Source organism: Streptomyces sp. NPDC085944 (genome assembly GCF_040686295.1).
GTDB lineage: Bacteria > Actinomycetota > Actinomycetes > Streptomycetales > Streptomycetaceae > Streptomyces > Streptomyces salinarius.
Genome location: NZ_JBFBJX010000011.1, coordinates 91,563 through 116,314, shown reverse-complemented (window position 1 = coordinate 116,314; position 24,752 = coordinate 91,563). Strand labels below are relative to the sequence as shown.

Here is a 24,752-nt window from a genome sequence, read left to right as displayed (position 1 = left end):
TGGTGCAAATGGCTTCAATACCGTCATAACGGATGTTCGTCCGGTGGATGTCCCCCATCCGGCGTGTATGTTCCGGGGCCGAGAGCCATGGAAGGGACCCATCCGGTGAACAAGAAGCTCGCGGTCGCACTGTCCGGCGGTGCGGTACTGGTACTGGCGCTGACGGGATGCGGCGGCAGCGACGACAACGAGAAGCTGGACTCCTGGGCCAAGGAGGTCTGCGAGGGCGTGCAGCCGCAGGCCAAGAAGATCGCGGCGGCCAACGCGGCGATCCAGAAGGAGACCTCGGACAGCAGCACGCCGGCCGAGGTCCAGAAGACCGACGCGAAGGCGTTCCAGGACATGTCCGACGCCTACAAGGCGATGGGCGCCACCGTCCAGAAGGCCGGCCCCCCGGACGTCGACGACGGCGAGAAGAAGCAGAAGGACGCGGTCACCGAGCTGAACGGCCTCTCCTCGTCGTACGCCTCCCTGCGCAAGCAGGTGGAGGAGCTCAACACCAAGGACCAGGCCGAGTTCGCCGACGGCCTCAAGGACATCGCCACCGAGCTGAACAAGCTCAGCAAGAGCGGCAACGACGCGCTCAAGACCCTGGAGGAGGGCGACGTCGGCAAGGCGATGGCCAAGCAGCCCAGCTGCAAGTCGGCCTCGGCGACTCCGTCGGCCGCCAAGGGCTGACCGGGCGGCACCAACACGCGGACGCGGGGCGGAGCACGGACCGCCGGGCCACAATGGGGGTGTGAGTAACGCCAGCCTGTCCCCCCTGCCCGCCGCCGACCGCCCCGACGTCACCGCCCGGCTGCGGGACGCCCTGCTCGGGGCGTCCTTCACCGCCGACGGACTGCTGGAGCTGCTCGGCGCCCCCGCCTACGCGGCCCTGTCGCGCAGCGAGACCGTGCCCGCGCTCCGGGCGACCCGCGGCGACACGCCGCTGGAACTGCTCGTCCGGCTGTTCCTGCTCCAGCAACCCGTGCCCCACGCGCGCGTGGCGGACGTGCTGCCCGCCGACGCCTGCCTGGAAAGCGGATGGCTCGAGCGCGCGGGCGACGACGAGGTCACGGCCACCGTGGACGTGCGGCCCTACGGCGGACCCGGCGGCGAGGACTGGTTCATCGTCTCCGACCTCGGCTGCGCGGTCGGCGGCGCGGGCGGAATCGGCAACCACGCCGAGGGCGTCGTCCTCGGCGTCGGCGGCGCCTCCACGACCCTCGCGGGCCTCACCGTCCGCACGCCCGTCTCCGCCGCCCTCGACCTCGGCACCGGCTCCGGCATCCAGGCGCTGCACGCCGCCGCGCACGCCACGCGCGTGACCGCCACCGACGTCAACCCGCGCGCGCTGCACATCACCGCGCTCACCCTCGCCCTGTCCGGGGCCCCGGCCGCCGACCTGCGCGAGGGCTCCCTCTACGAACCGGTCGCCGACGACGAGACGTACGACCTGATCGTCTCCAACCCGCCGTTCGTGATCTCACCGGGCGCTCGGCTCACCTACCGCGACGGCGGGATGAGCGGGGACGATCTGTGCCGCACGCTCGTTCAGCAGACGGGGGAGCGCCTGAACGAGGGCGGGTTCGCGCACTTCCTCGCCAACTGGCAGCACGTGGAGGGGGAGGACTGGACGGACCGGCTGCGCTCCTGGGTGCCGCGCGGCTGCGACGCCTGGATCGTGCAGCGCGAGGTGCAGGACGTCACGCAGTACGCCGAGCTGTGGCTGCGGGACGCGGGCGACCACCGCGGCGACCCGGCAACGTACCAGGCGCGGTACGACGCGTGGCTGGACGAGTTCGAGGCGCGCAAGGTCAAGGCCGTCGGCTTCGGCTGGATCACGCTGCGCCGGACCGGGGCCGCCGAGCCCTCGGTCGTCGCCGAGGAGTGGCCGCACCCGATCGAGCAGCCGCTCGGCGAGACCGTGCGCGCGCACTTCGACCGGGTCGACTACCTGCGCTCCCACGACGACGCGGCACTGCTGGAGGCCCACTTCACGCTCGCCGGCGAGGTCGTCCAGGAGCAGGTCGGGCTGCCCGGCGCCGAGGACCCGGAGCACGTCGTCCTGCGCCAGAACCGCGGCATGCGCCGGGCCACCCGGGTCGACACGGTCGGCGCCGGTTTCGCGGGCGTCTGCGACGGCACCATGAGTGCCGGCCGCATCCTGGACGCCATCGCCCAGCTGGTCGGCGAGGACCCGGTGGCCCTGCGCGACCGCACGCCCGCGCAGATCCGCCTGCTGGTGGAGCAGGGCTTCCTCGAACCGGCGTAGGGCGGCCCGGTCGCCGGGTGTGGGTGCGCGCACCCATTTCCCTGCGCGCCGCCCCGTACCGCCCGTACTGCCCCACCCGTGTCGCCGGTGCCGCACGCGTGCCGCAGTCCCGTCGTCTCCCCGTTCACCTGGGGTTCGCCTGCCCGCCTCCCGTGGGTGACAGCCTCCGGGAGGCCGGACACGCGGACCGGCTCGCGCGGGCCGGAGAAGAAGGGGGACGGGGACCATGGAGAGCGGGCCGGCGATCTTCGCGGGATTGGTGTTCGCCCTGTTCGGGGCCGGTCTGCTGGCGTGGACCACGACGCAGGTGCGGCACGGCCGGCCCGTCGCGCTCGGTGTGAGCCCCGTCGCATCCGCGACCGTCGCGAGCGTCACCGCGGTGATCGCGCTGGGCGTCGGGGCGTGGTGCCTGACGCAGGCATGAAGAGCAGGTTGGCGGCCTCCGCCGAAGCGCCGCCCGGGTAACCGGGGGATCGCGCTCCGGATACCCGCGTCGGGGCAGGTGAGCACTCCGGGCGGCAGGAACAGGGTTCGTCGGGTTACCGTTCGAGTGGCCGTTGTGGGCTTTTCCCGTTTGACACGGGGGCGGGAGGTACCGTCACACTCCGCAGCGTCACGATCGAAACACAGAACGACCCGACCCGGGACCACGCCCTGGGGAGGCCCAGCGTCGACCGGAGAGAAGAGCGAAGTTGTCCCCGACCAGCGAGACCGCGAAGGGCGGCCGCCGACTCGTCATCGTCGAGTCGCCTGCCAAGGCGAAGACGATCAAGGGCTATCTCGGCCCTGGCTACGTCGTCGAGGCGAGCGTCGGGCACATTCGCGACCTTCCCAGCGGCGCGGCGGAGGTGCCGGAGAAGTACACCGGCGAGGTCCGCCGCCTCGGTGTGGACGTCGAACACGACTTCCAGCCCATCTACGTGGTCAACGCCGACAAGAAGTCCCAGGTCAAGAAGCTCAAGGACCTCCTGAAGGAGTCCGACGAACTCTTCCTCGCCACCGATGAGGACCGCGAGGGCGAGGCCATCGCCTGGCACCTGCAGGAAGTCCTCAAGCCGAAGATCCCGGTCAAGCGCATGGTGTTCCACGAGATCACCAAGGACGCGATCCGCGCCGCCGTCGCCAACCCGCGCGAGCTGAACCAGAAGCTCGTCGACGCCCAGGAGACCCGCCGCATCCTCGACCGCCTCTACGGCTACGAGGTCTCGCCGGTCCTGTGGAAGAAGGTCATGCCGCGCCTGTCGGCCGGCCGCGTCCAGTCCGTCGCCACCCGCCTCGTCGTCGAGCGGGAACGCGAGCGCATGGCGTTCCGCTCCGCCGAGTACTGGGACCTCACCGGCACCTTCGCCACCGGCCGCGCGGATTTCAAGGGGAGCGAAGCGACTTCGTTTGAGGGTGGTGGTGGGCGACGAGGGGGCGCCTCCGACCCGTCGTCGCTGGTCGCCCGCCTCCAGACGGTGGACGGACGGCGTGTCGCACAGGGCCGCGACTTCGACTCCCTGGGGCAGCTCAAGAGCGCGAACACCCTCCACCTCGACGAGGCGAACGCCCGCGCGCTCGCCGCCGCGCTGGAGAACACGCGCTTCGCCGTCCGCTCGGTCGAGTCCAAGCCGTACCGCCGCTCGCCGTACGCCCCGTTCCGTACGACGACGCTGCAGCAGGAGGCCTCGCGCAAGCTCGGCTTCGGTGCGAAGTCGACCATGCAGGTGGCCCAGAAGCTGTACGAGAACGGCTACATCACCTACATGCGTACGGACTCCACGACCCTGAGCGACACGGCCGTCTCGGCCGCCCGCGCCCAGGTGACGCAGCTGTACGGCGCCGACTACCTGCCGCCCCAGCCGCGCACGTACGCCGGCAAGGTCAAGAACGCGCAGGAGGCGCACGAGGCGATCCGCCCCTCCGGCGACCGCTTCCGCACGCCCGCCGAGACCGGACTGACCGGCGACCAGTTCAAGCTGTACGAGCTGATCTGGAAGCGGACCGTCGCCTCCCAGATGAAGGACGCGACCGGCAACAGCGTCACCGTGAAGATCGGCGGCGCCGCCTTGGACGGCCGGGACGTCGAGTTCAGCGCCTCCGGCAAGACCATCACCTTCCACGGCTTCCTCAAGGCCTACGTCGAGGGCGCCGACGACCCGAACGCCGAGCTGGACGACCGCGAGCGGCGCCTGCCGCAGGTCACCGAGGGCGACGCGCTGACGGCCGAGGAGATCACGGTCGACGGCCACGCCACCAAGCCCCCGGCCCGCTACACCGAGGCGTCGCTGGTCAAGGAGCTGGAAGAGCGCGAGATCGGCCGCCCGTCGACGTACGCGTCGATCATCGGCACCATCCTGGACCGCGGCTACGTCTTCAAGAAGGGCACGGCACTCGTCCCGTCGTTCCTCTCCTTCGCCGTGGTGAACCTCTTGGAGAAGCACTTCGGGCGGCTCGTCGACTACGACTTCACCGCCAAGATGGAGGACGACCTCGACGCCATCGCCCGCGGCGAGGCCCAGGCGGTGCCGTGGCTGCGCCGCTTCTACTTCGGCGAGGGCGACGGCGCGGGAGGCGGCGGCGCGGCCGACGCGGGCAACGGCGACGGCGACCACCTCGGCGGCCTCAAGGAGCTGGTGACCGACCTCGGCGCGATCGACGCCCGCGAGGTGTCCTCGTTCCCCGTCGGCAACGACATCAAGCTGCGCGTCGGCCGCTACGGCCCGTACGTCGAGCGCGGCGAGAAGGACGCCGAGAACCACCAGCGCGCCGACGTCCCCGAGGACCTGGCCCCGGACGAGCTGTCCGTGGAGCTGGCGGAGGAGCTGCTCGCCAAGCCGAGCGGCGACTTCGAGCTGGGCACCGACCCGGCCACCGGCCACACCGTCGTCGCCAAGGACGGCCGCTACGGCCCGTACGTCACCGAGGTGCTCCCCGAGGGCACCCCGAAGACCGGCAAGAACGCCGTGAAGCCGCGCACCGCCTCGCTGTTCAAGTCGATGTCCCTCGACACGGTGACCCTCGACGATGCCCTCCGGCTGATGTCGCTGCCGCGCGTCGTCGGCACCGACGCCGAAGGCGTCGAGATCACCGCGCAGAACGGCCGCTACGGCCCGTACCTGAAGAAGGGCACGGACTCGCGGTCCCTCCAGACCGAGGAGCAGCTCTTCGACATCACGCTGGAGGAGGCGCTGGCGATCTACGCCCAGCCCAAGCAGCGTGGCCGGGCCGCGGCCAAGCCGCCGCTGAAGGAGCTGGGCACCGACCCGGTCAGTGAGAAGCCGGTCGTGGTCAAGGACGGCCGCTTCGGCCCGTACGTCACCGACGGCGAGACCAACGCGACCCTGCGCTCCGGCGACAGCGTCGAGGAGATCACGCCCGAGCGCGGCTTCGAGCTGCTGGCCGAGAAGCGCGCCAAGGGCCCCGCCAAGAAGACGGCGAAGAAGGCCACGAAGAAGACGGCCGCCAAGAAGGCCCCGGCCAAGAAGGCGGCGGCGACCAAGAAGACGGCCGCCGCGAAGACCACGGCGGCCAAGAAGACCGCTGCCAAGAGCACGGCGAAGAAGACGACCGCCAAGACGTCCGCCAAGAAGGCGACCGCGTCGAAGGCGTCGGAGGACTGAGCCTGAGCCCGGCTCGGGCCCCCGCCTTCTCGCAGGCTCTTCGTCACACTCTCTTCGCGAAACGAACGCCCCGGCATCAATTCGGTGTCGGGGCGTGCGTACGTTCGGCCGGGCACACCGGACTGTCGGCGCCGACCGATAGGCTGAACGCATGACGCGAGCCGAGCAGCCAACGGCCCCTCACCCCGCCCCGGACGACGCCCTGGTCGCGGACTCCCGCGAGCGCGCCGTCCGTGCCCTGCTGCGCCGTCCGCAGCTGAGGCGTTTGTGGAGCGCACAGCTCGTGGGGGGTGTCGGCGACATTCTCGCCCTCCTGGTGCTGGTCCTCCTCGTGGTCCAGGCCGCGATCGGTGCGGGCTCCTTCGGCGGGGGCTACCGGGGCGTGGCGTTCGCAGTGGCGACCGTTTTCGGTGTCCGCATCCTGGCGACGCTGCTCTTCGGCGCCGTCCTGCTCGGGCCCCTGACCTCACTCACCTCGCAGGACGGCCCGCTCGACCGGCGCTGGACCATGGTCGGCGCCGACGGGCTGCGGGCCGCCCTGCTGATCGTCGCCCCGCTGTGGATCGACTGGACGCCCGACAACGCGCTCGCCGTCCTCCTGGTGACCGTCTTCGTCACCGGCGTCACCGAGCGCTTCTGGACCGTGTGCCGGGAGAGCGCGGCCCCCGCGCTGCTGCCCGCCCCGCCCCTGGAGGGCGCGACGGTACGGCCGCTGCCGGACCACATGGACGCGCTGCGCCGCCTGTCGCTGCGCACGGGCTTCGTCGCGATCCCCCTCGCGGCCGCCGTCCTGGTCGTCGCCGGGCTCCTGAACAACCTGCTGGGCGCCGGCGTCGACTGGTTCGCCGAGCACCAGGCGGCGCTCGGCTCGTACGTGGCGGCCGGACTCTTCGCCGCGTCCCTGTCCGTCGTGACCTTCCTGGAGCTGCCCGCGGTGCGCACCCCGCGCGCGCGGTCGCCGCTGGAGGGCATGCGCCGGCCCAAGGGCGGCGGCAACAGCGACGGCGTCGACAAGGGCCGCACCGGCGCGCTCCCGCTGCTGGTGTTCGCCTGCGCCGCGGTCGCCGCGGCGGTGGCCGCCACGGTCGCCGTGGCCGTGCTGCACGCCAAGGACCTGGGCGGCGGCCCCGTGCTCTACGGCCTGGCGGTGGGCGCGCTGACCGGCGGCGTCGTCGTCGGCATCCGCACCTCCCCCGCCCTGCTGCCCTCCCTGTCGCGCCGGCGGCTGCTCGCCCTGGCGATCGCCTTCGCCGGCGTCACCCTGCTGGCCGCCGGACTCGTCCCGGACGACACCACCGTGCTGCTGCTCCTCGCGCTGACCGGCATGGGCGCGGGCGTCGCCGCGAACACCGGGCACGCGCTGCTCGACCAGGAAACCGAGGACCACCGCCGGGCCCGGATCACCGAGCACCTGCACGCGGTCGTCCGGGTCTGCGTGGCGCTGGGCGCGGTCGTCGGACCCGTGCTGGCCGCGGCGATCGGACCGCACCGGCTGGAGAGCGGCAAGTTCGTCTTCGCCCACGGCGGCGCGGCGTTCGTCCTGATGCTGCTCGGCGCCCTGCTGCTGCCGCTGGCCGCGCTGGTGCTGGCCAAGGTCGACGATCGCTCCGGCGTGCCGCTGCGGCACGACCTGCGGGACGCGCTGCTCGGCGGCGACGACCCGGTGCCGACGCCCGCGACGAACGGTTTCTTCATCGCCCTGGAGGGCGGCGACGGGGCGGGCAAGTCCACCCAGGCCGAGGCTCTCGCCGAGTGGATCCGCGGCAAGGGCCACGAGGTCGTGCTCACCCGCGAGCCGGGCGCGACGCCGGTGGGCAAGCGCCTGCGCTCCATCCTGCTGGACGTCTCCAGCGCCGGGCTGTCGCACCGCGCGGAGGCGCTGCTGTACGCCGCCGACCGCGCGGAGCACGTCGACACCGTGGTCCGCCCCGCCCTGGAGCGCGGCGCCGTGGTCGTCTCCGACCGCTACATCGACTCCTCGGTCGCCTACCAGGGCGCCGGCCGCGACCTGTCGCCGACCGAGATCGCCCGCATCAACCGCTGGGCCACCAACGGGCTCGTACCGCACCTGACCGTCCTGCTGGACGTGGCGCCCGAGGCGGCCCGCGAGCGGTTCACCGAGGCGCCGGACCGCCTGGAGTCGGAGCCCGCCGAGTTCCACGCGCGCGTGCGCTCCGGTTTCCTCACCCTCGCCGCCGCCGACCCGGGGCGCTACCTCGTCGTGGACGCCGGGCAGGAGCCCGAGGCCGTCACCAGCGTCGTACGCCACCGGCTCGACCAGGTGCTGCCGCTGTCCGAGGCCGAGATCAAGGCCCAGGAGGAGGCGCGCCGCAAGGCCGAGGAGGAGGCCCGCCGCAGGGCCGAGGAAGAGGCCGCGCGCAAGGCCGAGGAGGAGCGCCTGGAGCGCGAGCGCATCGAGGAGGAGGCGCGGGTGCGCGCCGAGGAGGAGGAGCGCAAGCGGCGCGAGCTGGAGGAGGCGCAGCGGCGCGAGGCCGAGCGGCAGGCCGAGGCGGCCAGGCAGCGGGCCGAGGAAGCACACCGCAAGGCCGAGGAGGAGCGGGCCCGGCTCCTCGCGGAGGAGAAGGCCCGCGCCGAGGAGGAGGCCAGGCTGCGGGCCGAGGAGGAGCGGCGCCGCAAGCAGGCCGAGGAGGAGGAGCGGCTGCGCGCCGAGGCCGAGGCCCGGCGCCTGGAGAAGCAGCGCAAGGCCGAGGAGGCGCTGCTGCGCGCCGAGGAGGCACGCCGGGCGGCGGAGCAGGCGGCGGCAGCGGCGGCGGCCGGACCCAAGTCGGCGGCCCCCGCGGCGGCGGACGCACCCCGCCCGAAGCCGGCGCCCTCCGACGCGACGACCGTGCCGACCCCGCTCGTGACCCCGACCAACGCCTCCGGCGGACCGGTGGAGGACACGGCCGTACTGCGGCCGGTGCGGGACACGCCGGACGACGACCGGGCCGACGACGCGGGTGACGGCGCCCGCGGGTCCGACGGCGGCCGGGCGTCCGGCGAGTCCGAGTCCGAGGTGACGACCGAGCTGCCCAAGCCGCAGGTGCCGTCCGGTGCGGCGGACGAGACGGCGGTGCTGCCGGCGGTCGAGCCGCGGGACGCCGAGGAGACGGCGGTCCTGCCGCCCGTGACGCCGCCGGGTGCCGCCGACGAGACGGCCGTACTGCCGCCCGTGCGCGGGGACGACCCCGCCGACCGGGTCCCGCCGGGCTACTTCCGGGAGGAGGGCCCCGCCGAGGAGGCCCAGGACCGCACGCGCGAGCTGCCCCGGATCGACCCCGACCAGGCACCGCCCCGCAGGCGCCGCTCCGACTGGGCCGAGGAGACCCCGCTGGACGACCTGCCGACGCTGGCGGACGAACTGCTCGGACCGCACGACGGGGACGAGGCGGGCCGGGACGACGACGGCCGCGGCGGCAAGAACGGCGGCCGAGGCAGGGGCCGAGGACGGCGTTGACGACGGCGACGACGCTGACGACGGCGTCGAGCAGCTGAGCACCTGAGTGCCGGGACGCCCGGGGCCCACGCCCCGGGCGTCCCGCCGCGTTGCCGGTGCCGCACCGCACGGTTGTCGGTGCCGCCCCGCACAATGGAGGGCGCGCCGCGGATCAGCGAGGCGTATCAGCGTGGCGGCCCGGCGCGGCCGGCCCAGTGCGACGGAAGGACGGCGTGACCCATGACCGTGTGGGACGACCTCGTCGGGCAGGAGAAGGTGTGCGAGCCGCTCGTCGCCGCCGCCCGGGACGCCGACGCCTTCGTCACCGCCGCCGCGGCCGACGGCCCCCTCCCGCAGGTGACGAGCATGACGCACGCCTGGCTGTTCACGGGCCCGCCCGGTTCCGGCGTGACCCAGGCGGCGCGGGCCTTCGCCGCCGCGTTGCAGTGTGTGAGCCCCGACCGCGCCCTCGGCGGCGTCCCCGGCTGCGGCTTCTGCGACGGATGCCACACGGCGCTGGTCGGCACCCACGCGGACGTCAGCACCGTGGTCGCCATGGGCGCCGAGATCCTCGCCAAGGACATGCGGGACACCGTCCGCAAGTCGTTCACCTCGCCCGCGAACGGTCGCTGGCAGATCATCCTCGTCGAGGAGGCCGAGCGGCTCAACGAGAAGTCGGCCAACGCCGTCCTGAAGGCAGTTGAGGAACCGGCCCCGCGTACCGTCTGGCTGCTGTGCGCCCCCTCCGTCGAGGACGTCCTGCCCACGATCCGCTCCCGTTGCCGCCACCTGAACCTGCGTACGCCGTCGGTCCAGGCGGTCGCCGACATGCTCGTCCGGCGCGAGGGCATCGAGCCGGACGTCGCCGCCGCGGCGGCCCGCGCCACCCAGGGCCACATCGACCGTGCCCGCCGCCTGGCCACGGACCAGGCCGCCCGGGCCCGCCGGGAGGCCGTGCTGAAGCTGCCGCTGCGGGTCGAGGACGTCGGCGGGGCCCTCAAGGCGGCCCAGGAGCTGGTCGACGCCGCGGCGGAGGACGCCAAGCAGCTCGCCGAGGAGATGGACACCAAGGAGACCGAGGAGCTGAAGGCGGCGCTGGGGGCGGCCCAGGGGGGTCGGCTGCCCCGCGGCACGGCGGGCGTGATGAAGGAGCTGGAGGCCGACCAGAAGCGCCGCAAGGCGCGCACCCAGCGCAACAGCCTCGATCTGGCCCTGAGCGAGCTGACCGGCTTCTACCGCGACGTCCTGGCGCTCCAGCTCGGCTCCCGCGTGGCGATCGCCAACGCCGACGCGGAGGACGCCCTGGAGCGGCTCGCCCGCGCGAGCACACCCGAGTCCACGCTGCGCCGCATCGAGGCGATCGCGGCCTGCGGCGAGGCCCTCGACCGCAATGTGCCCCCGCTGCTGGCGGTGGAGGCGATGACGATGGCCCTCAGAGCGGGCTGAGCACGCGTTCCCGTGCCTCGACCGCGGAAGGCACCGGGCGTTGACGCCGTAGCCCGTACGAGGCACGCGAACCACACACCGCGATGATGCGGTAGCGGAGCGTTACGCTCGACGGATGCACACAAGGCGCACCCACCGCAGGACCCGCACCGGCAGCACCCGTTTCCGAGCCGCACTGCTCGCCGCCGCGCTGCTGGCCACCGCCTGCTCGGCCGGCGGCGCGTCCACGTCCGCCGGATCCCCCGCGGCGGAGGCGGCGGGGTCGACGGAAGCGGCCACGGCGACCCTGGCCCCCCTGCCGAAGGGCACGCCCTCGGAGCTGGCTCCGTACTACGAGCAGAAGCTGGGCTGGCGCGACTGTGGCGTCCCCGGCTTCCAGTGCGCCACCATGAAGGCACCGCTCGACTACGCCAAGCCCACCGAGGGCGACGTCCGGCTCGCGGTGGCCCGCAAGAAGGCCACGGGACCCGGCAAGCGGATCGGCTCGCTGCTGGTCAACCCGGGCGGACCCGGCGGCTCGGCGATCGGCTACCTCCAGCAGTACGCGGGCATCGGCTACCCGGCGAAGGTCCGCGCCCAGTACGACATGGTCGCGGTCGACCCCCGCGGCGTGGCCCGCAGCGAGCCCGTCGAGTGCCTCGACGGCCGCGAGATGGACGCGTACACGCAGACCGACGTCACGCCCGACGACGCGGGCGAGACGGACGAGCTGGTCGACGCCTACAAGAAGTTCGCCGAGGGCTGCGGCGCGGACGCGCCGAAGCTGCTGCGCCACGTCTCGACGGTCGAGGCGGCGCGGGACATGGACGTCCTGCGCGCGGTGCTGGGCGACGAGAAGCTGAACTACGTCGGAGCCTCGTACGGCACCTTCCTCGGCGCGACCTACGCCGGCCTGTTCCCGGACCGGACGGGCCGCCTGGTCCTGGACGGCGCGATGGACCCCTCCCTGCCCGCGCGCCGCCTGAACCTGGAGCAGACGGCGGGCTTCGAGACGGCGTTCCAGTCCTTCGCGAAGGACTGCGTGAAGCAGCCGGACTGCCCCCTCGGCGACAAGGGCACCACCCCCGACCAGGTCGGCAAGAACCTCAAGTCCTTCTTCGACGACCTGGACGCGAAGCCCCTCCCCGCCGGCGACGCCGACGGCCGCAAGCTCACCGAGTCCCTCGCCACCACCGGCGTGATCGCGGCGATGTACGACGAGGGCGCCTGGCAGCAGCTGCGCGAGTCCCTCACCTCGGCGATCAAGGAGAAGGACGGCGCGGGCCTGCTGATCCTCTCCGACAGCTACTACGAGCGCGAGGCCGACGGCGGCTACAGCAACCTGATGTTCGCCAACGCCGCCGTGAACTGCCTCGACCTCCCCGCCGCCTTCACCTCCCCGGACGAGGTGCGCAAGGCCCTCCCCGACTTCGAGGAGGCATCCCCGGTCTTCGGCGAGGGCCTGGCCTGGTCCTCCCTGAACTGCGCGTACTGGCCGGTGCGGCCCACGGGCGAGCCGCACCGCATCAAGGCGGCGGGCGCCACCCCGATCGTCGTCGTCGGCACCACCCGCGACCCGGCCACCCCCTACCCCTGGGCCGAGGCCCTGGCCGACCAGCTCTCCTCCGGCCGCCTCCTCACCTACGAGGGCGACGGCCACACCGCCTACGGCCGCGGCAGCGCCTGCATCGACTCCGCGATCAACACGTACCTGCTGACCGGCACGGCCCCGAAGGACGGCAAGCGCTGCTCCTGACCACGCCGGAATCCCTCGTACCGGCCGCGGCGCCCGAGCACCCGGGGCCGGTACGAAGCACCCCCGGAAACTGTGTAGACTTACCGACGTTGCTGATCGCACCATGGGTGCACAGCGCGCCGCCTTAGCTCAGATGGCCAGAGCAACGCACTCGTAATGCGTAGGTCTCGGGTTCGAATCCCGAAGGCGGCTCAGAGAAGGGCCAGGTCGGTTACTCCCGATCTGGCCTTTTTGCGTTTCGGGGGGCGTTCTTCCCGGCCGTTGTGGATAGGGCCCCGCCCGGTCCGTCGGCCGTGTGCGTCCGCTTGCCGCTCCCCGTTGGAGCGCGCAGCCTGGGCGTTGTGACCCGCTCCCACGGCACGCTGGCGCACCGGCTCATCGCCGACCATCTCGTCGACGGGAAGATGGAGCCGGGCGGCGAGATCGGACTGCGGATCGACCAGACCCTCACTCAGGACGCCACCGGCACCCTGGTGATGCAGGAGCTCGACGCCCTCGGCCTGGACCGGGTCCGTACCGAGGTCAGTGTCCAGTACGTCGACCACAACCTGCTGCAGGCGGACGAGCGCAACGCCGAGGACCACGCCTTCCTGCGCTCCGCGTGCCGTCGCTTCGGCGTCTGGTACTCCAAGCCGGGCAACGGTGTCTCGCACCCCAGCCACACGCAGTACTTCGGTGTCCCCGGCAGGACGTTGGCCGGGTCCGACTCGCCCACCTGTGCCGCGGGCGCGCTCGGCATGCTGGCCCTGGGCACCGGCGGCCTGGAGGTCGCGCTCGCGATGGCCGGACGGCCCCTGCACGTGACCATGCCGGAGATCTGGGGCATCCGCCTGACCGGCAGCCTGCCGGAGTGGGTGAGCGCCAAGGACGTGGTGCCGGAGCTGCTGCGGCGGCACGGCGTCGAGGGAGCGGTCAACCGGATCCTGGAGTACCACGGTCCGGGACTGGAAGGGCTGACGGCCATGGACCGGCACGTCATCGCCAACTTGGGCGCCGAGCTCGGTGCGACCACCTCCGTCTTCCCCTCCGACGCCGCGGTACGGGCCTTCCTGCGCGCCGAGGACCGCGAGGCCGACTTCCGCGTGACCTGGCCGCCGAGCCGGACGCCGTGTACGACCGCACCGACGAGATCGACCTCTCCACCCTCGCGCCGCTCATCGCCCGTCCCATCTCGCCCGGCAACGTCGTGCCGGTGCGCTCGGTGGCGGGCGAACCCGTCAGGCAGGCCGTCATCGGCTCCTCCGCCAACCCGGGACCGCGCGACTTCGCCATCGCCGCCGCCGTCGTCGCCGGCCGTCAGACCCACGCGGCCGTCAGCTTCGACGTCAACCCCACCTCGCGCGAGATCCTCGCCGATCTGACCAGGATGGGCTCGACCCTCGACCTGATCACCGCCGGAGCCCGGATCCACCAGGCCGGTTGCCTGGGCTGCATCGGCAGGGGCCAGGCCGCGGCAGCCTGCCGCAACAGCGTGCGCACCTTCCCGCGCACCTTCCCCGGCCACTGGCAGAACCTGACGAACTACGGGGTTCTGCCGCTCGAGTTCGAACAGGCGGCCGACTACGACCGTATCGACGCCGGAGACCGGCTACGGCTCGAGAACGTGCACGCCTCACTCGCTCCCGGAGCCGAACCACGCCTGCGGCTGCGCAACACCACCAAGGAAGAGACCTACCCGGTCCGCCACCACCTCTCCGACGGCCGCCGCCCCGTACCCGCCGGAGGAACGATCGCGGCCCTCGCCCGCGAGGAGCAGGAGCGCCCCGGAGGGTGACCCGCCGCCCCGAAGTGTGGCCCCGTGCCTGAATGGGCCGCTCGGTGAGGGGCACACCGTAGACATGGAAGAGGCGCCTGTGATCGTGCAGCCGCCGGGCCCCGACGGCGGCAGGCGGGTCGCGATCCGCGGTGAGTACGCCGGGATTGCGTACCACCTGCTCGACCTGGTCGAGTTCCTGCGCCGGGCCGGTCTGCCCGAGTCCGACACGACGCTCGACGACCCCGGGCTGATCGAGTGGCGTGGCGGCGGTCCGGAGGACTGGACGGCGGACGAGTGACGTTCCGGGCCCGGTGACGGCCGGACGAGCGGGACGTGCGGCGCCCTTGTGCCACCAGCCGGTTCCCGGGAAGGGAGGCAGTGACGTGGCCCGGATCCTCGTGCGGGACGACGACCTCGTGGTGCGCCTCTCCTGGCGGGAGAGGGCCGCCGCGCACCGCGGGACCGTGCGCGTGCCGCTGACGGCCGTACGCCGGGTGACGGTGGAACCCGACTGGTGGCGTGCCCTGCGCGGAGTGGCTCTGCACGGCGTCTGGATCCCCGGCGTGCTGAGCGCCGGCACGCGGGGGCACGCCGGCGGACAGGACTTCGTGGCCCTTCGGCCCGCCGGGCCCGTGGTGTGCGTGGAACTGCGGCCCACGGCTCCCTTCGACTTCCTGGCCGTCTCGGTCCCGGGCGACGCGCGGGCCACGGCGGAAGGGCTGCGGTGTTGCGCACCGGACATCGACGCGTCCACCGCCTGGCGGCAGCCCCTTCCCGTCGCCGAGGAGACGGAGACCTCCTGGCGGGAGCTGGACATGTACCGGAAGCGCTGAGCGAGCGGTGCCGCTGCTCCGCCGCGTCCGGGATTCGGGTGGCCGGGCCGGCCGCCGGCATCACAGCCGCACGTCCCACGCTCCGGTCGCCCCCCGTGTCCCGCCGCGCCCCCTCACTTCGCGTCCGCGTAGCACTCCACCACCGCCGTGGTGAACGGGAACCGCACCGGCGTCGCCCCGAACGTCAGCCGTCCCGCCAGCTCCGCCGCGTCCCGGATCGCCGCGACGACGGTGGCGGCCTCCGCCTCGGGACAGTGCACGATCACCTCGTCGTGCTGGAAGAAGACCAGCTCGGCCGCCATGTCCGCGCAGGCCCGGCGCAGCGCGGCGAGCAGCAGCAGGGCCCAGTCGGCCGCGCTGCCCTGGACGACGAAGTTGCGGGCGAAGCGGCCCCGGGCGCGGGCGTTGGTGGACGCGTATCCCGGCACCCACTCCTGCGGGCGGCCCGCGGTGTCGGCGGGGTCGTCCTGCGGCAGGCCCGCCTCCTCGACGCCGTCGGCCGCCCCGGCCGCGGGCGGGCAGGTGCGGCCCAGCCAGGTGCGCACCAGCCGGCCCTCCTCGCCGGCGCGGGCCGCGTCGTCGACGTACGCCACCGCCCTGGGGAAGCGGCGTCGGAGCGTGGCGAGGTTCCTGAGGCCGTCGCCGGAGGTCTGGCCGTAGACGGCGCCGAGCACGGCCAGCTTGGCGTGGGCGCGGTCGCCGGCGAAGGCGCGGTCGGAGACGGACTGGTAGAGGTCGCTCTCCCGGCCGGCCACCTCCATCAGGCCGGGGTCGCGGGAGATCGCCGCCAGCACGCGCGGCTCCATCTGGTCGGCGTCGGCGACGACCAGCCGCCAGCCCGGGTCGGCGACGACGGCCCGCCGGATCACCTTGGGGATCTGCAGCCCGCCCCCGCCGTTGGTCACCCAGCGTCCGGTGACCGTGCCGCCGGCCAGGAACTCGGGGCGGAACCGCCCGTCGCGCACCCAGTCCTGGAGCCAGGACCAGCCGTGGGCGACCCAGATCCGGTACAGCTTCTTGTACTCGATCAGCGGCTTCACGGCCGGGTGGTCCACCGACTCCAGCTCCCAGCGGCGGGTGGAGCCGACCTTCACGCCCGCCTGCGCGAACGCCTTGACCACGTCGGCGGGCAGGTCGGGCCGTACCCGGCGGCCGAACGCCGCCGACACCTCCTCGGCCAGCTCGGCCAGACGGCGCGGCTCGCCCCCGCCCGCATACCGCTCGCCCAGCAGGCCGTGCAGCACCTCGCGGTGCACGTCGGCGCGCCAGGGCAGCCCCGCATGGTTCAGCTCGGCGGCCACCAGCATCCCCGCCGACTCCGCGGCCGTCAGCAGCCGCATCCGGTCCGGGTGCTCGCAGCGCTCGTGCCGGCGCTGCTGCTCGGCGTAGACGGCGAGCAGGTCGGTGAGGGGGAGGTGCACGGCCTGGGGTTCGAACAGCGACGACTGCGCGCCCGGCTCGGCGGAGCGCTGCGGAGGGTCGGGCGGCACAGGGGCGCCGTGCAGCCGGGCCAGGGCGGCCGCGGCCGAGCGCGGCTCCCCGTACCGCCCCTCGTGGCCGAGCAGGAGGGTCTCGGCGGCCTCCACGTCGTAGCACCGCTCCACTCGCACCCCCGCGGCGAGCAGGCGCGGCGCGATCTCGGCGGTGGACCGCCACACCCAGCGCGCGACCTCCGGTCTGGCCCGTACGGCCTCGGCGGGATCGCGCTCGCGCCGCACCGGCCCGGCGGGCAGCCCGTCGGGGCCGAGGAGCGCGACGTCCACGCCACCGCCCTCGGCCACCGCGAGCGCCCACCTCTCGGCCATGACGCGAGTGTCGCACCGAGGTCTGACAACGGCCCCGGAGCGGCCGGTGCTCAGGCCTCCCCGTTCCCCGTCCGGCCTTCCCCGCCTTTCTCGGTCACCTCGATGAACTGCGCCAGCGCCTCGGTGACGAAGCGTTCGGTGGCCTCCTTGCCGAGGCCGAGCCCGCTGAGCACACCCTCGCCGTCCTCGTGCTCCAGCAGGGCGAGCAGGATGTGCTCGGTGCCGATGTAGTTGTGGCCGAGGCGCAGGGCCTCGCGGAAGGTGAGTTCGAGGACCTTCTTGGCGGCGGGCCCGTAGGGCACCAGCTCCGGGACATCGGAGGCGGCGGGCGGGAGGGCGGCGAGCGCCGCCTCGCGGACCGCGTCGAGGGTGACGCCCTGCGCGGCGATCGCCTTGGCGGACAGGCTCTCGTGCTGCGTGAGCAGGCCGAGGACGAGGTGCTCGGGCAGGCCCTCGGCGTTGCCGGCGGTCTTGGCCGCGTTGTGGGCGGCCATCACGGCCTCGCGGGCGCGGGTCGTGTAGCGGCTGAAGCCCTGGCTCGCGTCCAGGTCGGCGGACTCCTTGGGCACGAAGCGCTTCTGCGCCGCCTGCCGGGTGACGCCCATGCTTTTGCCGATGTCCGTCCAGGACGCGCCCGAACGCCGGGCCTGGTCCACGAAGTGGCCGATGAGGTGGTCGGCCACCTCACCGAGGTGCTCGCCCGCGATGACGGCGTCCTGGAGTTGCTCCAGGGGTTCCTGGTGCACCTTCTTGATCGCGGTGATGAGTTCGTCGAGGCGTACGGATGACGTGATGCTCGGGTCGGTCGTCATGTGTCAACCGTAGGTTGCGCCCCTGGTGCTGTCAACCAATGGTTGACAGCCCTCTTCCGTTCGGCGGGCGTGGCACCATCGCCGGGTGAGTACGCCCCGCACCATCGACCGTGCCTTCGAGACCGCCCTGTACGACACCGGCGACGACGCCCTCGACACGGCGGCCTCGCTGCTGGCGGCCGATCCGGCGGCGGATGCCGAACTCCTCGTTCGAGGAGAGGAGTTCGTGGCCACGGCCTGGCGGCGGGGCTGGCAGCCGGCCGACCTCGTCCGGATCGTGCGGCGCGAACTCGACGGCGTGCACGTGCGGATGGTGGCCGCACTGATCCGCGCCCAGGCGCCGCACGACCGCCCGCGCGGGCCCCGCTGGGCCGCCCAGCTCGGCGCCGTACCGGATCAGGCGCCGCCCCGCACCGACCGCTTCTCGCACGCCACGGACGTACTGCGGCTGTACCGCCTGCTGCTGCGGCTGCCCGCGCTGGAGCCGCTGGACGACGCGCCGGGCGCACCTCGTCGCGAGGCCCGGCCCGAGTCGCGTGCCCTCGCCCGCATCCGCGCGCTGCTCGCCAAGGCGGAGGCGACCGGGTACCCGGAGGAGGCGGAGGCGCTGAGCGCCAAGGCGCAGGAGCTGATGGCCCGGCACAGCGTCGACGAGGCGCTGCTGGCCGCGCGGGCCCAGGGTCTCGCCGCCTCGCCCGACACCCCGGGCGCGTGCCGGATCGGGGTGGAGCCGCCCTACGAGCAGGCCAAGGCCGTGCTGCTGGACGCGGTGGCCGACGCCAACCACTGCGGGGCCGTGTGGAACGAGCCCTTCGGCTTCTCCACCGTCGTCGGTTTCGAGGCCGACCTGGAGGCGGTCGAACTCCTCTACACCTCACTGCTGGTGCAGGCCGAGACCGCGATGACGAAGGCGGAGGCCGGGCAGCGGGCCGGTGGGCGCAAGCGCACCAAGACCTTCCGGCAGTCGTTCCTCGCCGCCTACGCCCACCGCGCGGCCACCCGGCTGCGGGCCGCCGCCGAGGCGGCCACCGCCGAATCCGCCACGACCGGCGCGGCGGCGGACGCGAACCTCCTGCCGGTGCTCGCCTCCCGGGAGATGGCGGTCACCGAGCGGTTGGAGCGCCTGTTCCCGGAGACGGCCACGACCCGCCTGCGCGGCGTCTCGGACGCGGCGGGCTGGACGGAGGGCACCCGAGCGGCCGACGACGCCCACGTCGAACGCCGGCGGCCCTTGCGCTAGCTAGGGGGCGTCGTTTGGATCGGGTCGGCTCCAGGCAACGGTGCCGTGTGGCCGACCCGAGTGGGGGCGATGGGGGCCCCTCCCGTGCGAGCGAAGCCGAGCGTGGGGGGAGCGTGCGGCTGCGAGGCGGAGGAGGGTGCCGGGGCGGAGCCCTGGCAACCGACGACAACGCCGCTTGGCCCCCTCCCACGCCCTTCAGGCAGTGGGGGAGCGCGTGCCAGGCCCCGCGACCCCGGCACGATCCAAACGACGCCCCCCAGCTAGCCAGTCCGTCGGGGGAGGGGCCGGACCGGCCGGTTCAGGAGCCGAGGCCCTCGGTCGGCAGTCCGGGCGGCATCGAACCGCCCTCGGACCTGGTGTACGTCTCCTCGCCGACGCCGCCCTCCCACCTCACCTCGAGCGAGGTGTCGTCGACCGACTCGACCGTGCCGGTCGTCCGGTCGTCGCCGCCCGTGCACTTCAGGCGGATCGTCCGGGTGCCGGAGGCCTCGGCGGCGGTGCCGCTGCACACGGTCCCGCCGGTGGCGAAGAGGGCGGCCTTGTCGCCGGTGACCATCAGGGCGACCGCCTGGCCGTCGGAGGTCGCCAGCCAGCTGCCCTCCAGCTCGCCGGCGGCACCCGCCGACGGCGGCCTGCCGCCGGAACCGCCGGTCTCCGCGCTCGCGGAGGCGCTGGGCACCGCGGACGACTCGTCACCACCGCCGCCGGAACCGCCGTCCGAGCCGTCGTCGGAGCATGCGGTCAGCGCCAGCGCGCTCACCAGCCCGAGGGTCACGGCCGCGGCCCGCACGGAGCGCCGCCCCCAGTGTCGTCCCGAGCGCGGACGTGGCCCCGGGGTGCGGTCGGGGGCGCCCGCAGCCCCGCACCCGGCCGTACGCGTCGCGTGCGCCGTGCTCGCCGCACTGTCCACAGTCACCCATGTCACCGCAAGCTCCAAGCTGTCGCCGGACGGCCGTTCGGCCCCAAGACAGCCGCAAGCTACCAGGACGACTTGCGGACCCCGGGCAGATGTCCCGCGTGCGCCTGCTCGCGCAGATTCACCCGGGAGAGCCCGAAGACCCTGAAGTACCCGCGCGGGCGCCCGTCGACCTGATCGCGGTTGCGCACGCGCGTGGGGCTCGCGTCGCGCGGCTGCCTGCGCAGTTCCCGCTGGGCGGCGAGCCGTTCGGCCTCCGTGGACGAGGGGCGGCGGACGATCTCCTTCAGCTCGGCCCGGCGTGCCGCGTACCGCGCGACGATCCGCCGCCGCCGCTCGTTCTTCGCGACCTTGCTCGTCTTCGCCATCAGATCCTCACTCCCCGGGCCCGGATGCGCGCCACCGCCGCCTCGACGCCGATGGAGTCGACCGTCCTGATCCCCTTCGTGCTCAGCCGCAGCCGCACGTGCCGGTTCTCGCTCGGCAGCCAGTACCGCTTGGTCTGGATGTTGGGGTCGAAGCGCCGCGAGGAGCGCCGGTGGGAGTGGGAGACGCGATTGCCGAAGCCGGGCTCGGTCCCGGTCAGCATGCAGTGGGCGGACACGGTGACGTACCTCTCCTCCGGACCGGAAGGCCCTAGCTGTTAATGGAATTCATTTTCAGTAAGATAGCAGCATGGCACGCAACGAACTCCGTCCGGTCATCAGGCTCCGGTCCACCGCCGGGACCGGCTACACCTACGTCACCCGCAAGAACCGCCGCAACGACCCGGACCGGCTGGTCCTGCGCAAGTACGACCCGACGGCCGGCCGGCACGTCGACTTCCGAGAGGAGCGCTGAGGCACCGTGCGCAAGGGCATCCACCCCGAGTACCGCCCGGTCGTCTTCCGCGACCGCGCCGCGGACTACGCCTTCCTCACCCGCTCGACCACGACCAGTGAGCGCACCGTCGAATGGGAGGACGGTCACACCTACCCGGTCGTCGACGTCGAGATCTCCCACGTCAGCCACCCCTTCTACACCGGCACCGCCCGCGTCCTGGACACCGCCGGACGCGTGGAGCGCTTCGAGCGCCGGTACGGGAAGGAGGGCGGGGCGTGAGCGGGCCGGGCCCCAGCCACGACCTGCCGGTGGTGATCGTCGGGGGGCTGCACGCCGACGCGCGCCGGGCGGCCGTGGCGCGGCTGCTGGCCGACGTAGCCGACAGCGTCGTCCTCCACCACGACCTGGCGACGGCCGGCGCGGGCACGGTCGTGCGGACCGTGCGGGACGCCACGGGCATCCTCGACGCGGGCGAGGCACCCCTGGTCAACGACTGCGCGTGCTGCGCCCTGCGCGAGGACCTCGTGCCCGAGCTGGTCCGGCTGGCGGAGGCCGGCCGCACCCCGCTGGCGGTGGTCGAGCTGTGGGACTCCGTCGAGCCCAAGGCGATGGCGGAGGTGGTCACGGCCGGCGGCTTCACCGTCACCGGCGTGATCACCGCCGTCGACCCGGCCCTCGTCCTGCCGTACCTCGGCAACGGCGACGACCTCGCCGAGGGTGGCCTCGCCGCCGCGGCCACGGACCGGCGCACCGTCGCCGACACCTTCGCGCGGCAACTGGAGTACGCCTCCGTCCTCGCCCTCGCCGAGTCCCTGCCCGGCTCGCCGGAGGCCGACGACGAGGACCGCGAGCTGCTCACCCAGCTCCATCCGACAGCCCGCCGGGTCCCGATCGGCCACGGTGACCCGGCGGGCGCCCCGGCCCCGTCCGCATCCGCGCCCTCGGAGCTGGCGCGGGCCGCCCTCGCCGGGTTCGACGTGGAGGCCGCGGCCGCCGCACAGCACCCGGCCTGCGCCCTGCTGCCCGCCGAGGCCGACGCGCACGGCGTCGCCACCCTGGTCTGGCACCGCCGCCGCCCCTTCCACCCGGAGCGCCTGTACGCGGCGCTGGAGGACCTGACCTGCGCCGCGGCCCGCAGCCGAGGTCGGTTCTGGCTCGCCGGCAAGGGGGACACGCTGCTGCACTGGGACGCCGCGGGCGGCGCCCTGTGCGTGGAGAGCGCGGGGCCGTGGCTCGCCTCGCTCCCCGACGCGGCCTGGGAACTGGTGCCGCCCGTGCGCCGCGCCGCCGCCGCGCTGGACTGGCACCCCGAGCACGGCGACCGCTGCCAGCACCTGGTTTTCACCTCCCCCGGCCTCGACCGCGACGGCCTGGAACGGCTCCTGGAGTCCTGCCTGCTGACCGACGCCGAGTACGCCGCGGGACAGGCCGCCTGGGAACGGCTGCCGCCCGCCTTCGACGCCCTCCTGGAGGTCTGACCCGATGCCCCGGCCCCGTAAGAACGAGCGCGCGTCCGTCCGGCAGCGCCCCAACCCGCTGGACCGGGCGGGGGTGACGTACATCGACTACAAGGACACCGGACTGCTGCGGAAGTCCATCTCCGACCGCGGCAAGATCCGCAGCCGCCGCGTCACCCGCGTGACCTCCCGGCAGCAGCGGCAGCTGGCCGCAGCGATCAAGAACGCGCGCGAGATGGCGCTGCTGCCGTACGGCACCCGCTGACCGGCCCGCCGTAACCGGCGCACCAACGACACCACCGCGGCCCACCCGTAGCGACCGGGCCCCGGTGGTGTCGCATGTTGTTGCATATTCTTCGAATTCGGGGGCACATGCGGGAACGACTTCCCGGGGCCCGGCGTCGTAGAGGGCAGGGCTCGGTAAAGCGGTCGTCACAGCTGTAACCGCGGGAGCACCGCGCGTGCACGTGCATTTGCTCATGCATCTGCACGTGAACAGGGTTATGATCCGGATCAGTTGACCACTGCATCAATGGCCACATCAGCCAGTGCACCAGCCACCGGGGAGCGACCTGTGGACCACGACGTGTACGACGTGTACAACGGCATGGCCGCCACGCAGTTGCACGATGCGGCCTGGCAGAAGAGCCGGCGCAGCAACTCGCAGGGTTCGTGCGTGGAGTTCGCGCGCCTGCCCGACGGCGCGGTGGCGGTGCGCAACTCCCGCTTCCCGGACGGGCCCGCGCTCGTCTACACGCGTGCCGAGATCGAGGCCATGCTGCTGGGCGTCAAGGACGGGGAGTTCGACCACCTGATCGCGGGCTGAGGGCTGACGGACCGAAGGGCTGCCGAGCCGGCGGCCGGCCCGGAACGGTCCCGAGCCCGGCCGCCCCGTCTTCGGCTAGATCCGGAACAGCGCCCAGACCACCTTGCCGTTGAGGGTCCCGGCGAGCGGGTGCCAGCCCCAGCTGTCGCTGAAGGAGTCGACGAGGAACAGGCCCCGGCCCGACTCCGCCGAGAAGTCGTCCGTCTTGCGGGCCACCGGGCTGTCGTGGCTGGGGTCGCGCACCGCGCACACCAGCCGTTCCGTCCAGCGCATCAGATGCAGCCGGACGGGACCGTGCTGCTCGTCGTGGCGCGGGGTGTCCGCGGGGAGTGCGTGCCGCAGGGCGTTGGTGACGAGTTCGGAGACCACCAGGCAGACGTCGTCGAAGCGGTCGCCGGTGTCCCACCCGTCGAGTGTTCTGCGGGTGAACCGCCGGGCCTCGCGCACCGCTTCGTAACGGGCCGGCAGGGCGCAGGACGCGGCGTTCGACACGGCTGCGGGGTCGAGTGGTGGAAGGCCCTGCCGTAACGGCTCGAGCATGGTCGATCCATTCGTCCCCATGCGAGGCACTCCCGGGAATTCGCGGTCGTAGCGATGCGGCGCGGTGGTGCGGGGACCATGGTTTCGGATGCGTACCGCAGATGCAAGGGTAGATGCACGTGCAGGTGACCGAAATGAACCTGCCCGTACCGCTTGTTGGCCAATTTTTCCGTCATCTTCGCCTCCTCTTCAACTCCCTCGACGACCGGTCCCCGTCCACCGGGTGGAGGATCCTGCACGCTTCCTTTGGCTCGATTCCGTTTCCGTAACCGGACGAGTACTGCTCGGAGTGTTTTAGTGGCAGACTTCGGCCCCTGAACACGGTTGGGGAGGCTGGCGAACGTGAGCGCGGGAGAGCCCGGATCGGTGGTGCGGCGCATGCTGCTCGGATCACAACTCAGGCGACTGCGTGAGACGCGGGGGATCACGCGAGAGGCGGCGGGCTACTCGATCCGCGCCTCGGAGTCGAAGATCAGCCGGATGGAGCTGGGCCGGGTGAGCTTCAAGACCAGGGACGTCGAGGACCTGCTGACGCTGTACGGCATCACGGACGAGCAGGAGCGCGCCTCCTTGCTCTCCCTGGCCAAGGAGGCCAATGTCGCGGGCTGGTGGCACAGCTACTCCGACGTGCTGCCCAGCTGGTTTCCCACCTACGTCGGCCTGGAGGGCGCCGCCTCGCTGATCCGGGTCTACGAGGTGCAGTTCGTGCACGGCCTGCTGCAGACCGAGGAGTACGCCCGCGCGGTGGTCCGGCGCGGCATGAGGGGCGCCGGCGACGCGGACGTCGAGCGGCGGGTGGCGCTGCGCCTGGAGCGGCAGAAGCACCTGGTCGCGGAGAACGCCCCCGAGTTCCACATCGTGCTCGACGAGGCCGCCCTGCGCCGCCCCTACGGCGACCGCGAGGTGATGCGCGGCCAGCTGCAGCACCTGATCGAGATGTCCGAACGCCCCAATGTGCGCCTCCAGGTGATGCCGTTCGGCTTCGGCGGGCACTCCGGCGAGAGTGGCGCCTTCACGCTCCTCAGCTTCCCCGAGTCCGACCTCTCGGACGTCGTCTACCTGGAGCAGCTCACCAGCGCGCTGTACCTGGACAAGCAGGAGGACGTCACCCAGTACGAGACGGCGCTGAAGGAACTCCAGCAGGACAGCCCGGGTCCGGACGAGAGCCGTGACCTTCTGCGGGGACTCCTTCAACTCTCCTGAAACGTCAGTACGATGACGCCCAATCAGGCGGCTCGCTCGCGGCGGCTGCGGCAGTTGAGGGGATTG

The 24,752-nt window shown here is 73.1% G+C and carries 23 protein-coding genes, 1 tRNA gene and 1 pseudogene; 19 read left to right on the top strand and 6 right to left on the bottom strand.

From position 1 onward, the window contains the following. The first annotated feature begins 87 nt into the window (after positions 1–87). The 12 genes and pseudogenes from AB0P07_RS22455 (at position 88) to AB0P07_RS22400 (ending at position 15,065) form a co-directional block, all read left to right on the top strand. Positions 88–678 carry a small secreted protein gene (locus AB0P07_RS22455; RefSeq protein WP_365553114.1) on the top strand — a complete coding sequence of 197 codons (591 nt, stop codon included), beginning with the start codon at positions 88–90 and terminating at the stop codon, positions 676–678. 61 nt (positions 679–739) lie between these two features. Further along, on the top strand, positions 740–2,257 hold the full coding sequence (locus tag AB0P07_RS22450) for a methyltransferase (RefSeq protein ID WP_365553112.1): 1,518 nt from the start codon (positions 740–742) through the stop codon (positions 2,255–2,257). 226 nt (positions 2,258–2,483) lie between these two features. Continuing rightward, positions 2,484–2,681 (top strand): hypothetical protein, encoded by a 198-nt coding sequence (locus AB0P07_RS22445; RefSeq protein WP_365553110.1) that lies wholly within the window; start codon positions 2,484–2,486, stop codon positions 2,679–2,681. A gap of 268 nt (positions 2,682–2,949) precedes the next feature. Further along, entirely contained in the window at positions 2,950–5,859 is a 2,910-nt protein-coding gene (gene topA, locus AB0P07_RS22440; RefSeq protein ID WP_365553108.1) for a type I DNA topoisomerase, read from the top strand. Positions 5,860–6,010: 151 nt separating this feature from the next. Beyond that, positions 6,011–9,316, top strand: a complete 3,306-nt coding sequence (tmk, locus tag AB0P07_RS22435; RefSeq protein ID WP_365553106.1) for a dTMP kinase — start codon at positions 6,011–6,013, stop codon at positions 9,314–9,316. 219 nt (positions 9,317–9,535) lie between these two features. Beyond that, a complete protein-coding gene (locus AB0P07_RS22430; protein ID WP_365553104.1) occupies positions 9,536–10,741 on the top strand; it encodes a DNA polymerase III subunit delta' in 1,206 nt (401 codons plus the stop codon). Between the two features lie 115 nt (positions 10,742–10,856). Continuing rightward, positions 10,857–12,476, top strand: a complete 1,620-nt coding sequence (locus tag AB0P07_RS22425) for an alpha/beta hydrolase (protein ID WP_365553102.1) — start codon at positions 10,857–10,859, stop codon at positions 12,474–12,476. A 118-nt stretch (positions 12,477–12,594) separates the two neighbouring features. Next, positions 12,595–12,668: transfer RNA gene (locus tag AB0P07_RS22420), tRNA-Thr, on the top strand. A 212-nt stretch (positions 12,669–12,880) separates the two neighbouring features. Further along, positions 12,881–13,489: pseudogene (locus AB0P07_RS22415) on the top strand (aconitase family protein); the annotation flags it as partial. Positions 13,490–13,584: 95 nt separating this feature from the next. Next, entirely contained in the window at positions 13,585–14,250 is a 666-nt protein-coding gene (locus tag AB0P07_RS22410) for an aconitase family protein (protein WP_365553100.1), read from the top strand. A gap of 64 nt (positions 14,251–14,314) precedes the next feature. Continuing rightward, positions 14,315–14,530, top strand: a complete 216-nt coding sequence (locus AB0P07_RS22405; RefSeq protein WP_256109171.1) for a hypothetical protein — start codon at positions 14,315–14,317, stop codon at positions 14,528–14,530. A gap of 85 nt (positions 14,531–14,615) precedes the next feature. Further along, the gene (locus tag AB0P07_RS22400) at positions 14,616–15,065 is read left to right on the top strand and encodes a hypothetical protein (RefSeq protein ID WP_365553098.1); all 450 of its coding nucleotides are present in this window, start codon (positions 14,616–14,618) and stop codon (positions 15,063–15,065) included. A gap of 113 nt (positions 15,066–15,178) precedes the next feature. On the opposite strand, the gene AB0P07_RS22395 is transcribed toward AB0P07_RS22400, so the two are convergent. Both AB0P07_RS22395 and AB0P07_RS22390 read right to left on the bottom strand, forming a co-directional pair. After that, positions 15,179–16,870 (bottom strand): bifunctional 3'-5' exonuclease/DNA polymerase, encoded by a 1,692-nt coding sequence (locus AB0P07_RS22395; protein ID WP_365553096.1) that lies wholly within the window; start codon positions 16,868–16,870, stop codon positions 15,179–15,181. A 50-nt stretch (positions 16,871–16,920) separates the two neighbouring features. Next, positions 16,921–17,682 (bottom strand): Clp protease N-terminal domain-containing protein, encoded by a 762-nt coding sequence (locus AB0P07_RS22390; protein ID WP_365553094.1) that lies wholly within the window; start codon positions 17,680–17,682, stop codon positions 16,921–16,923. An 85-nt stretch (positions 17,683–17,767) separates the two neighbouring features. On the opposite strand from AB0P07_RS22390, the gene AB0P07_RS22385 reads away from it, so the two are divergent. Next, positions 17,768–18,922 carry a DUF2786 domain-containing protein gene (locus AB0P07_RS22385; RefSeq protein ID WP_365553092.1) on the top strand — a complete coding sequence of 385 codons (1,155 nt, stop codon included), beginning with the start codon at positions 17,768–17,770 and terminating at the stop codon, positions 18,920–18,922. A gap of 298 nt (positions 18,923–19,220) precedes the next feature. Here AB0P07_RS22385 and AB0P07_RS22380 read toward each other — a convergent pair whose 3' ends face one another. From AB0P07_RS22380 to rpmB, 3 genes are all read right to left on the bottom strand, one after another. Continuing rightward, positions 19,221–19,682, bottom strand: coding sequence for a hypothetical protein (locus tag AB0P07_RS22380; RefSeq protein WP_365553090.1), 462 nt, complete (start codon positions 19,680–19,682; stop codon positions 19,221–19,223). Positions 19,683–19,900: 218 nt separating this feature from the next. After that, a complete protein-coding gene (gene rpsN, locus AB0P07_RS22375; protein ID WP_365553088.1) occupies positions 19,901–20,206 on the bottom strand; it encodes a 30S ribosomal protein S14 in 306 nt (101 codons plus the stop codon). Beyond that, positions 20,206–20,442, bottom strand: a complete 237-nt coding sequence (gene rpmB, locus AB0P07_RS22370) for a 50S ribosomal protein L28 (RefSeq protein WP_365553086.1) — start codon at positions 20,440–20,442, stop codon at positions 20,206–20,208. Before rpmB ends, rpsN begins: the two co-directional genes overlap by 1 nt. Positions 20,443–20,513: 71 nt before the next feature. On the opposite strand from rpmB, the gene rpmG reads away from it, so the two are divergent. The 5 genes from rpmG (at position 20,514) to AB0P07_RS22345 (ending at position 22,943) form a co-directional block, all read left to right on the top strand. After that, the gene (rpmG, locus tag AB0P07_RS22365) at positions 20,514–20,678 is read left to right on the top strand and encodes a 50S ribosomal protein L33 (protein WP_365553084.1); all 165 of its coding nucleotides are present in this window, start codon (positions 20,514–20,516) and stop codon (positions 20,676–20,678) included. A 6-nt stretch (positions 20,679–20,684) separates the two neighbouring features. Next, the gene (locus AB0P07_RS22360; protein WP_365553082.1) at positions 20,685–20,939 is read left to right on the top strand and encodes a type B 50S ribosomal protein L31; all 255 of its coding nucleotides are present in this window, start codon (positions 20,685–20,687) and stop codon (positions 20,937–20,939) included. Continuing rightward, entirely contained in the window at positions 20,936–22,138 is a 1,203-nt protein-coding gene (locus tag AB0P07_RS22355; RefSeq protein ID WP_365553080.1) for a GTP-binding protein, read from the top strand. The genes AB0P07_RS22360 and AB0P07_RS22355 overlap by 4 nt, the downstream gene beginning before the upstream one ends. A 4-nt stretch (positions 22,139–22,142) precedes the next feature. Beyond that, positions 22,143–22,382 carry a 30S ribosomal protein S18 gene (gene rpsR, locus AB0P07_RS22350; RefSeq protein WP_365553078.1) on the top strand — a complete coding sequence of 80 codons (240 nt, stop codon included), beginning with the start codon at positions 22,143–22,145 and terminating at the stop codon, positions 22,380–22,382. Positions 22,383–22,691: 309 nt separating this feature from the next. Continuing rightward, complete coding sequence (locus AB0P07_RS22345; protein WP_061443316.1) at positions 22,692–22,943, top strand: DUF397 domain-containing protein; 252 nt, start codon at positions 22,692–22,694, stop codon at positions 22,941–22,943. A gap of 75 nt (positions 22,944–23,018) precedes the next feature. On the opposite strand, the gene AB0P07_RS22340 is transcribed toward AB0P07_RS22345, so the two are convergent. After that, positions 23,019–23,483 carry an ATP-binding protein gene (locus AB0P07_RS22340; protein WP_365553076.1) on the bottom strand — a complete coding sequence of 155 codons (465 nt, stop codon included), beginning with the start codon at positions 23,481–23,483 and terminating at the stop codon, positions 23,019–23,021. 378 nt (positions 23,484–23,861) lie between these two features. On the opposite strand from AB0P07_RS22340, the gene AB0P07_RS22335 reads away from it, so the two are divergent. Continuing rightward, the gene (locus AB0P07_RS22335) at positions 23,862–24,686 is read left to right on the top strand and encodes a helix-turn-helix transcriptional regulator (protein ID WP_365553363.1); all 825 of its coding nucleotides are present in this window, start codon (positions 23,862–23,864) and stop codon (positions 24,684–24,686) included. Positions 24,687–24,752: the final 66 nt, after the last annotated feature.

What these genes read in the sequence shown, in the direction of transcription:
- AB0P07_RS22340 (WP_365553076.1), bottom strand. Translation starts at nt 23,483, where the DNA reads ATGCTCGAGCCGTTACGGCAGGGCCTTCCACCACTCGACCCCGCAGCC.
- rpsR (WP_365553078.1), top strand. Translation starts at nt 22,143, where the DNA reads ATGCCCCGGCCCCGTAAGAACGAGCGCGCGTCCGTCCGGCAGCGCCCC.
- AB0P07_RS22430 (WP_365553104.1), top strand. Translation starts at nt 9,536, where the DNA reads ATGACCGTGTGGGACGACCTCGTCGGGCAGGAGAAGGTGTGCGAGCCG.
- tmk (WP_365553106.1), top strand. Translation starts at nt 6,011, where the DNA reads ATGACGCGAGCCGAGCAGCCAACGGCCCCTCACCCCGCCCCGGACGAC.
- AB0P07_RS22395 (WP_365553096.1), bottom strand. Translation starts at nt 16,870, where the DNA reads ATGGCCGAGAGGTGGGCGCTCGCGGTGGCCGAGGGCGGTGGCGTGGAC.
- AB0P07_RS22405 (WP_256109171.1), top strand. Translation starts at nt 14,315, where the DNA reads ATGGAAGAGGCGCCTGTGATCGTGCAGCCGCCGGGCCCCGACGGCGGC.
- AB0P07_RS22335 (WP_365553363.1), top strand. Translation starts at nt 23,862, where the DNA reads ATGCTGCTCGGATCACAACTCAGGCGACTGCGTGAGACGCGGGGGATC.
- AB0P07_RS22390 (WP_365553094.1), bottom strand. Translation starts at nt 17,682, where the DNA reads ATGACGACCGACCCGAGCATCACGTCATCCGTACGCCTCGACGAACTC.
- AB0P07_RS22445 (WP_365553110.1), top strand. Translation starts at nt 2,484, where the DNA reads ATGGAGAGCGGGCCGGCGATCTTCGCGGGATTGGTGTTCGCCCTGTTC.
- rpsN (WP_365553088.1), bottom strand. Translation starts at nt 20,206, where the DNA reads ATGGCGAAGACGAGCAAGGTCGCGAAGAACGAGCGGCGGCGGCGGATC.
- rpmG (WP_365553084.1), top strand. Translation starts at nt 20,514, where the DNA reads ATGGCACGCAACGAACTCCGTCCGGTCATCAGGCTCCGGTCCACCGCC.
- AB0P07_RS22455 (WP_365553114.1), top strand. Translation starts at nt 88, where the DNA reads ATGGAAGGGACCCATCCGGTGAACAAGAAGCTCGCGGTCGCACTGTCC.
- AB0P07_RS22425 (WP_365553102.1), top strand. Translation starts at nt 10,857, where the DNA reads ATGCACACAAGGCGCACCCACCGCAGGACCCGCACCGGCAGCACCCGT.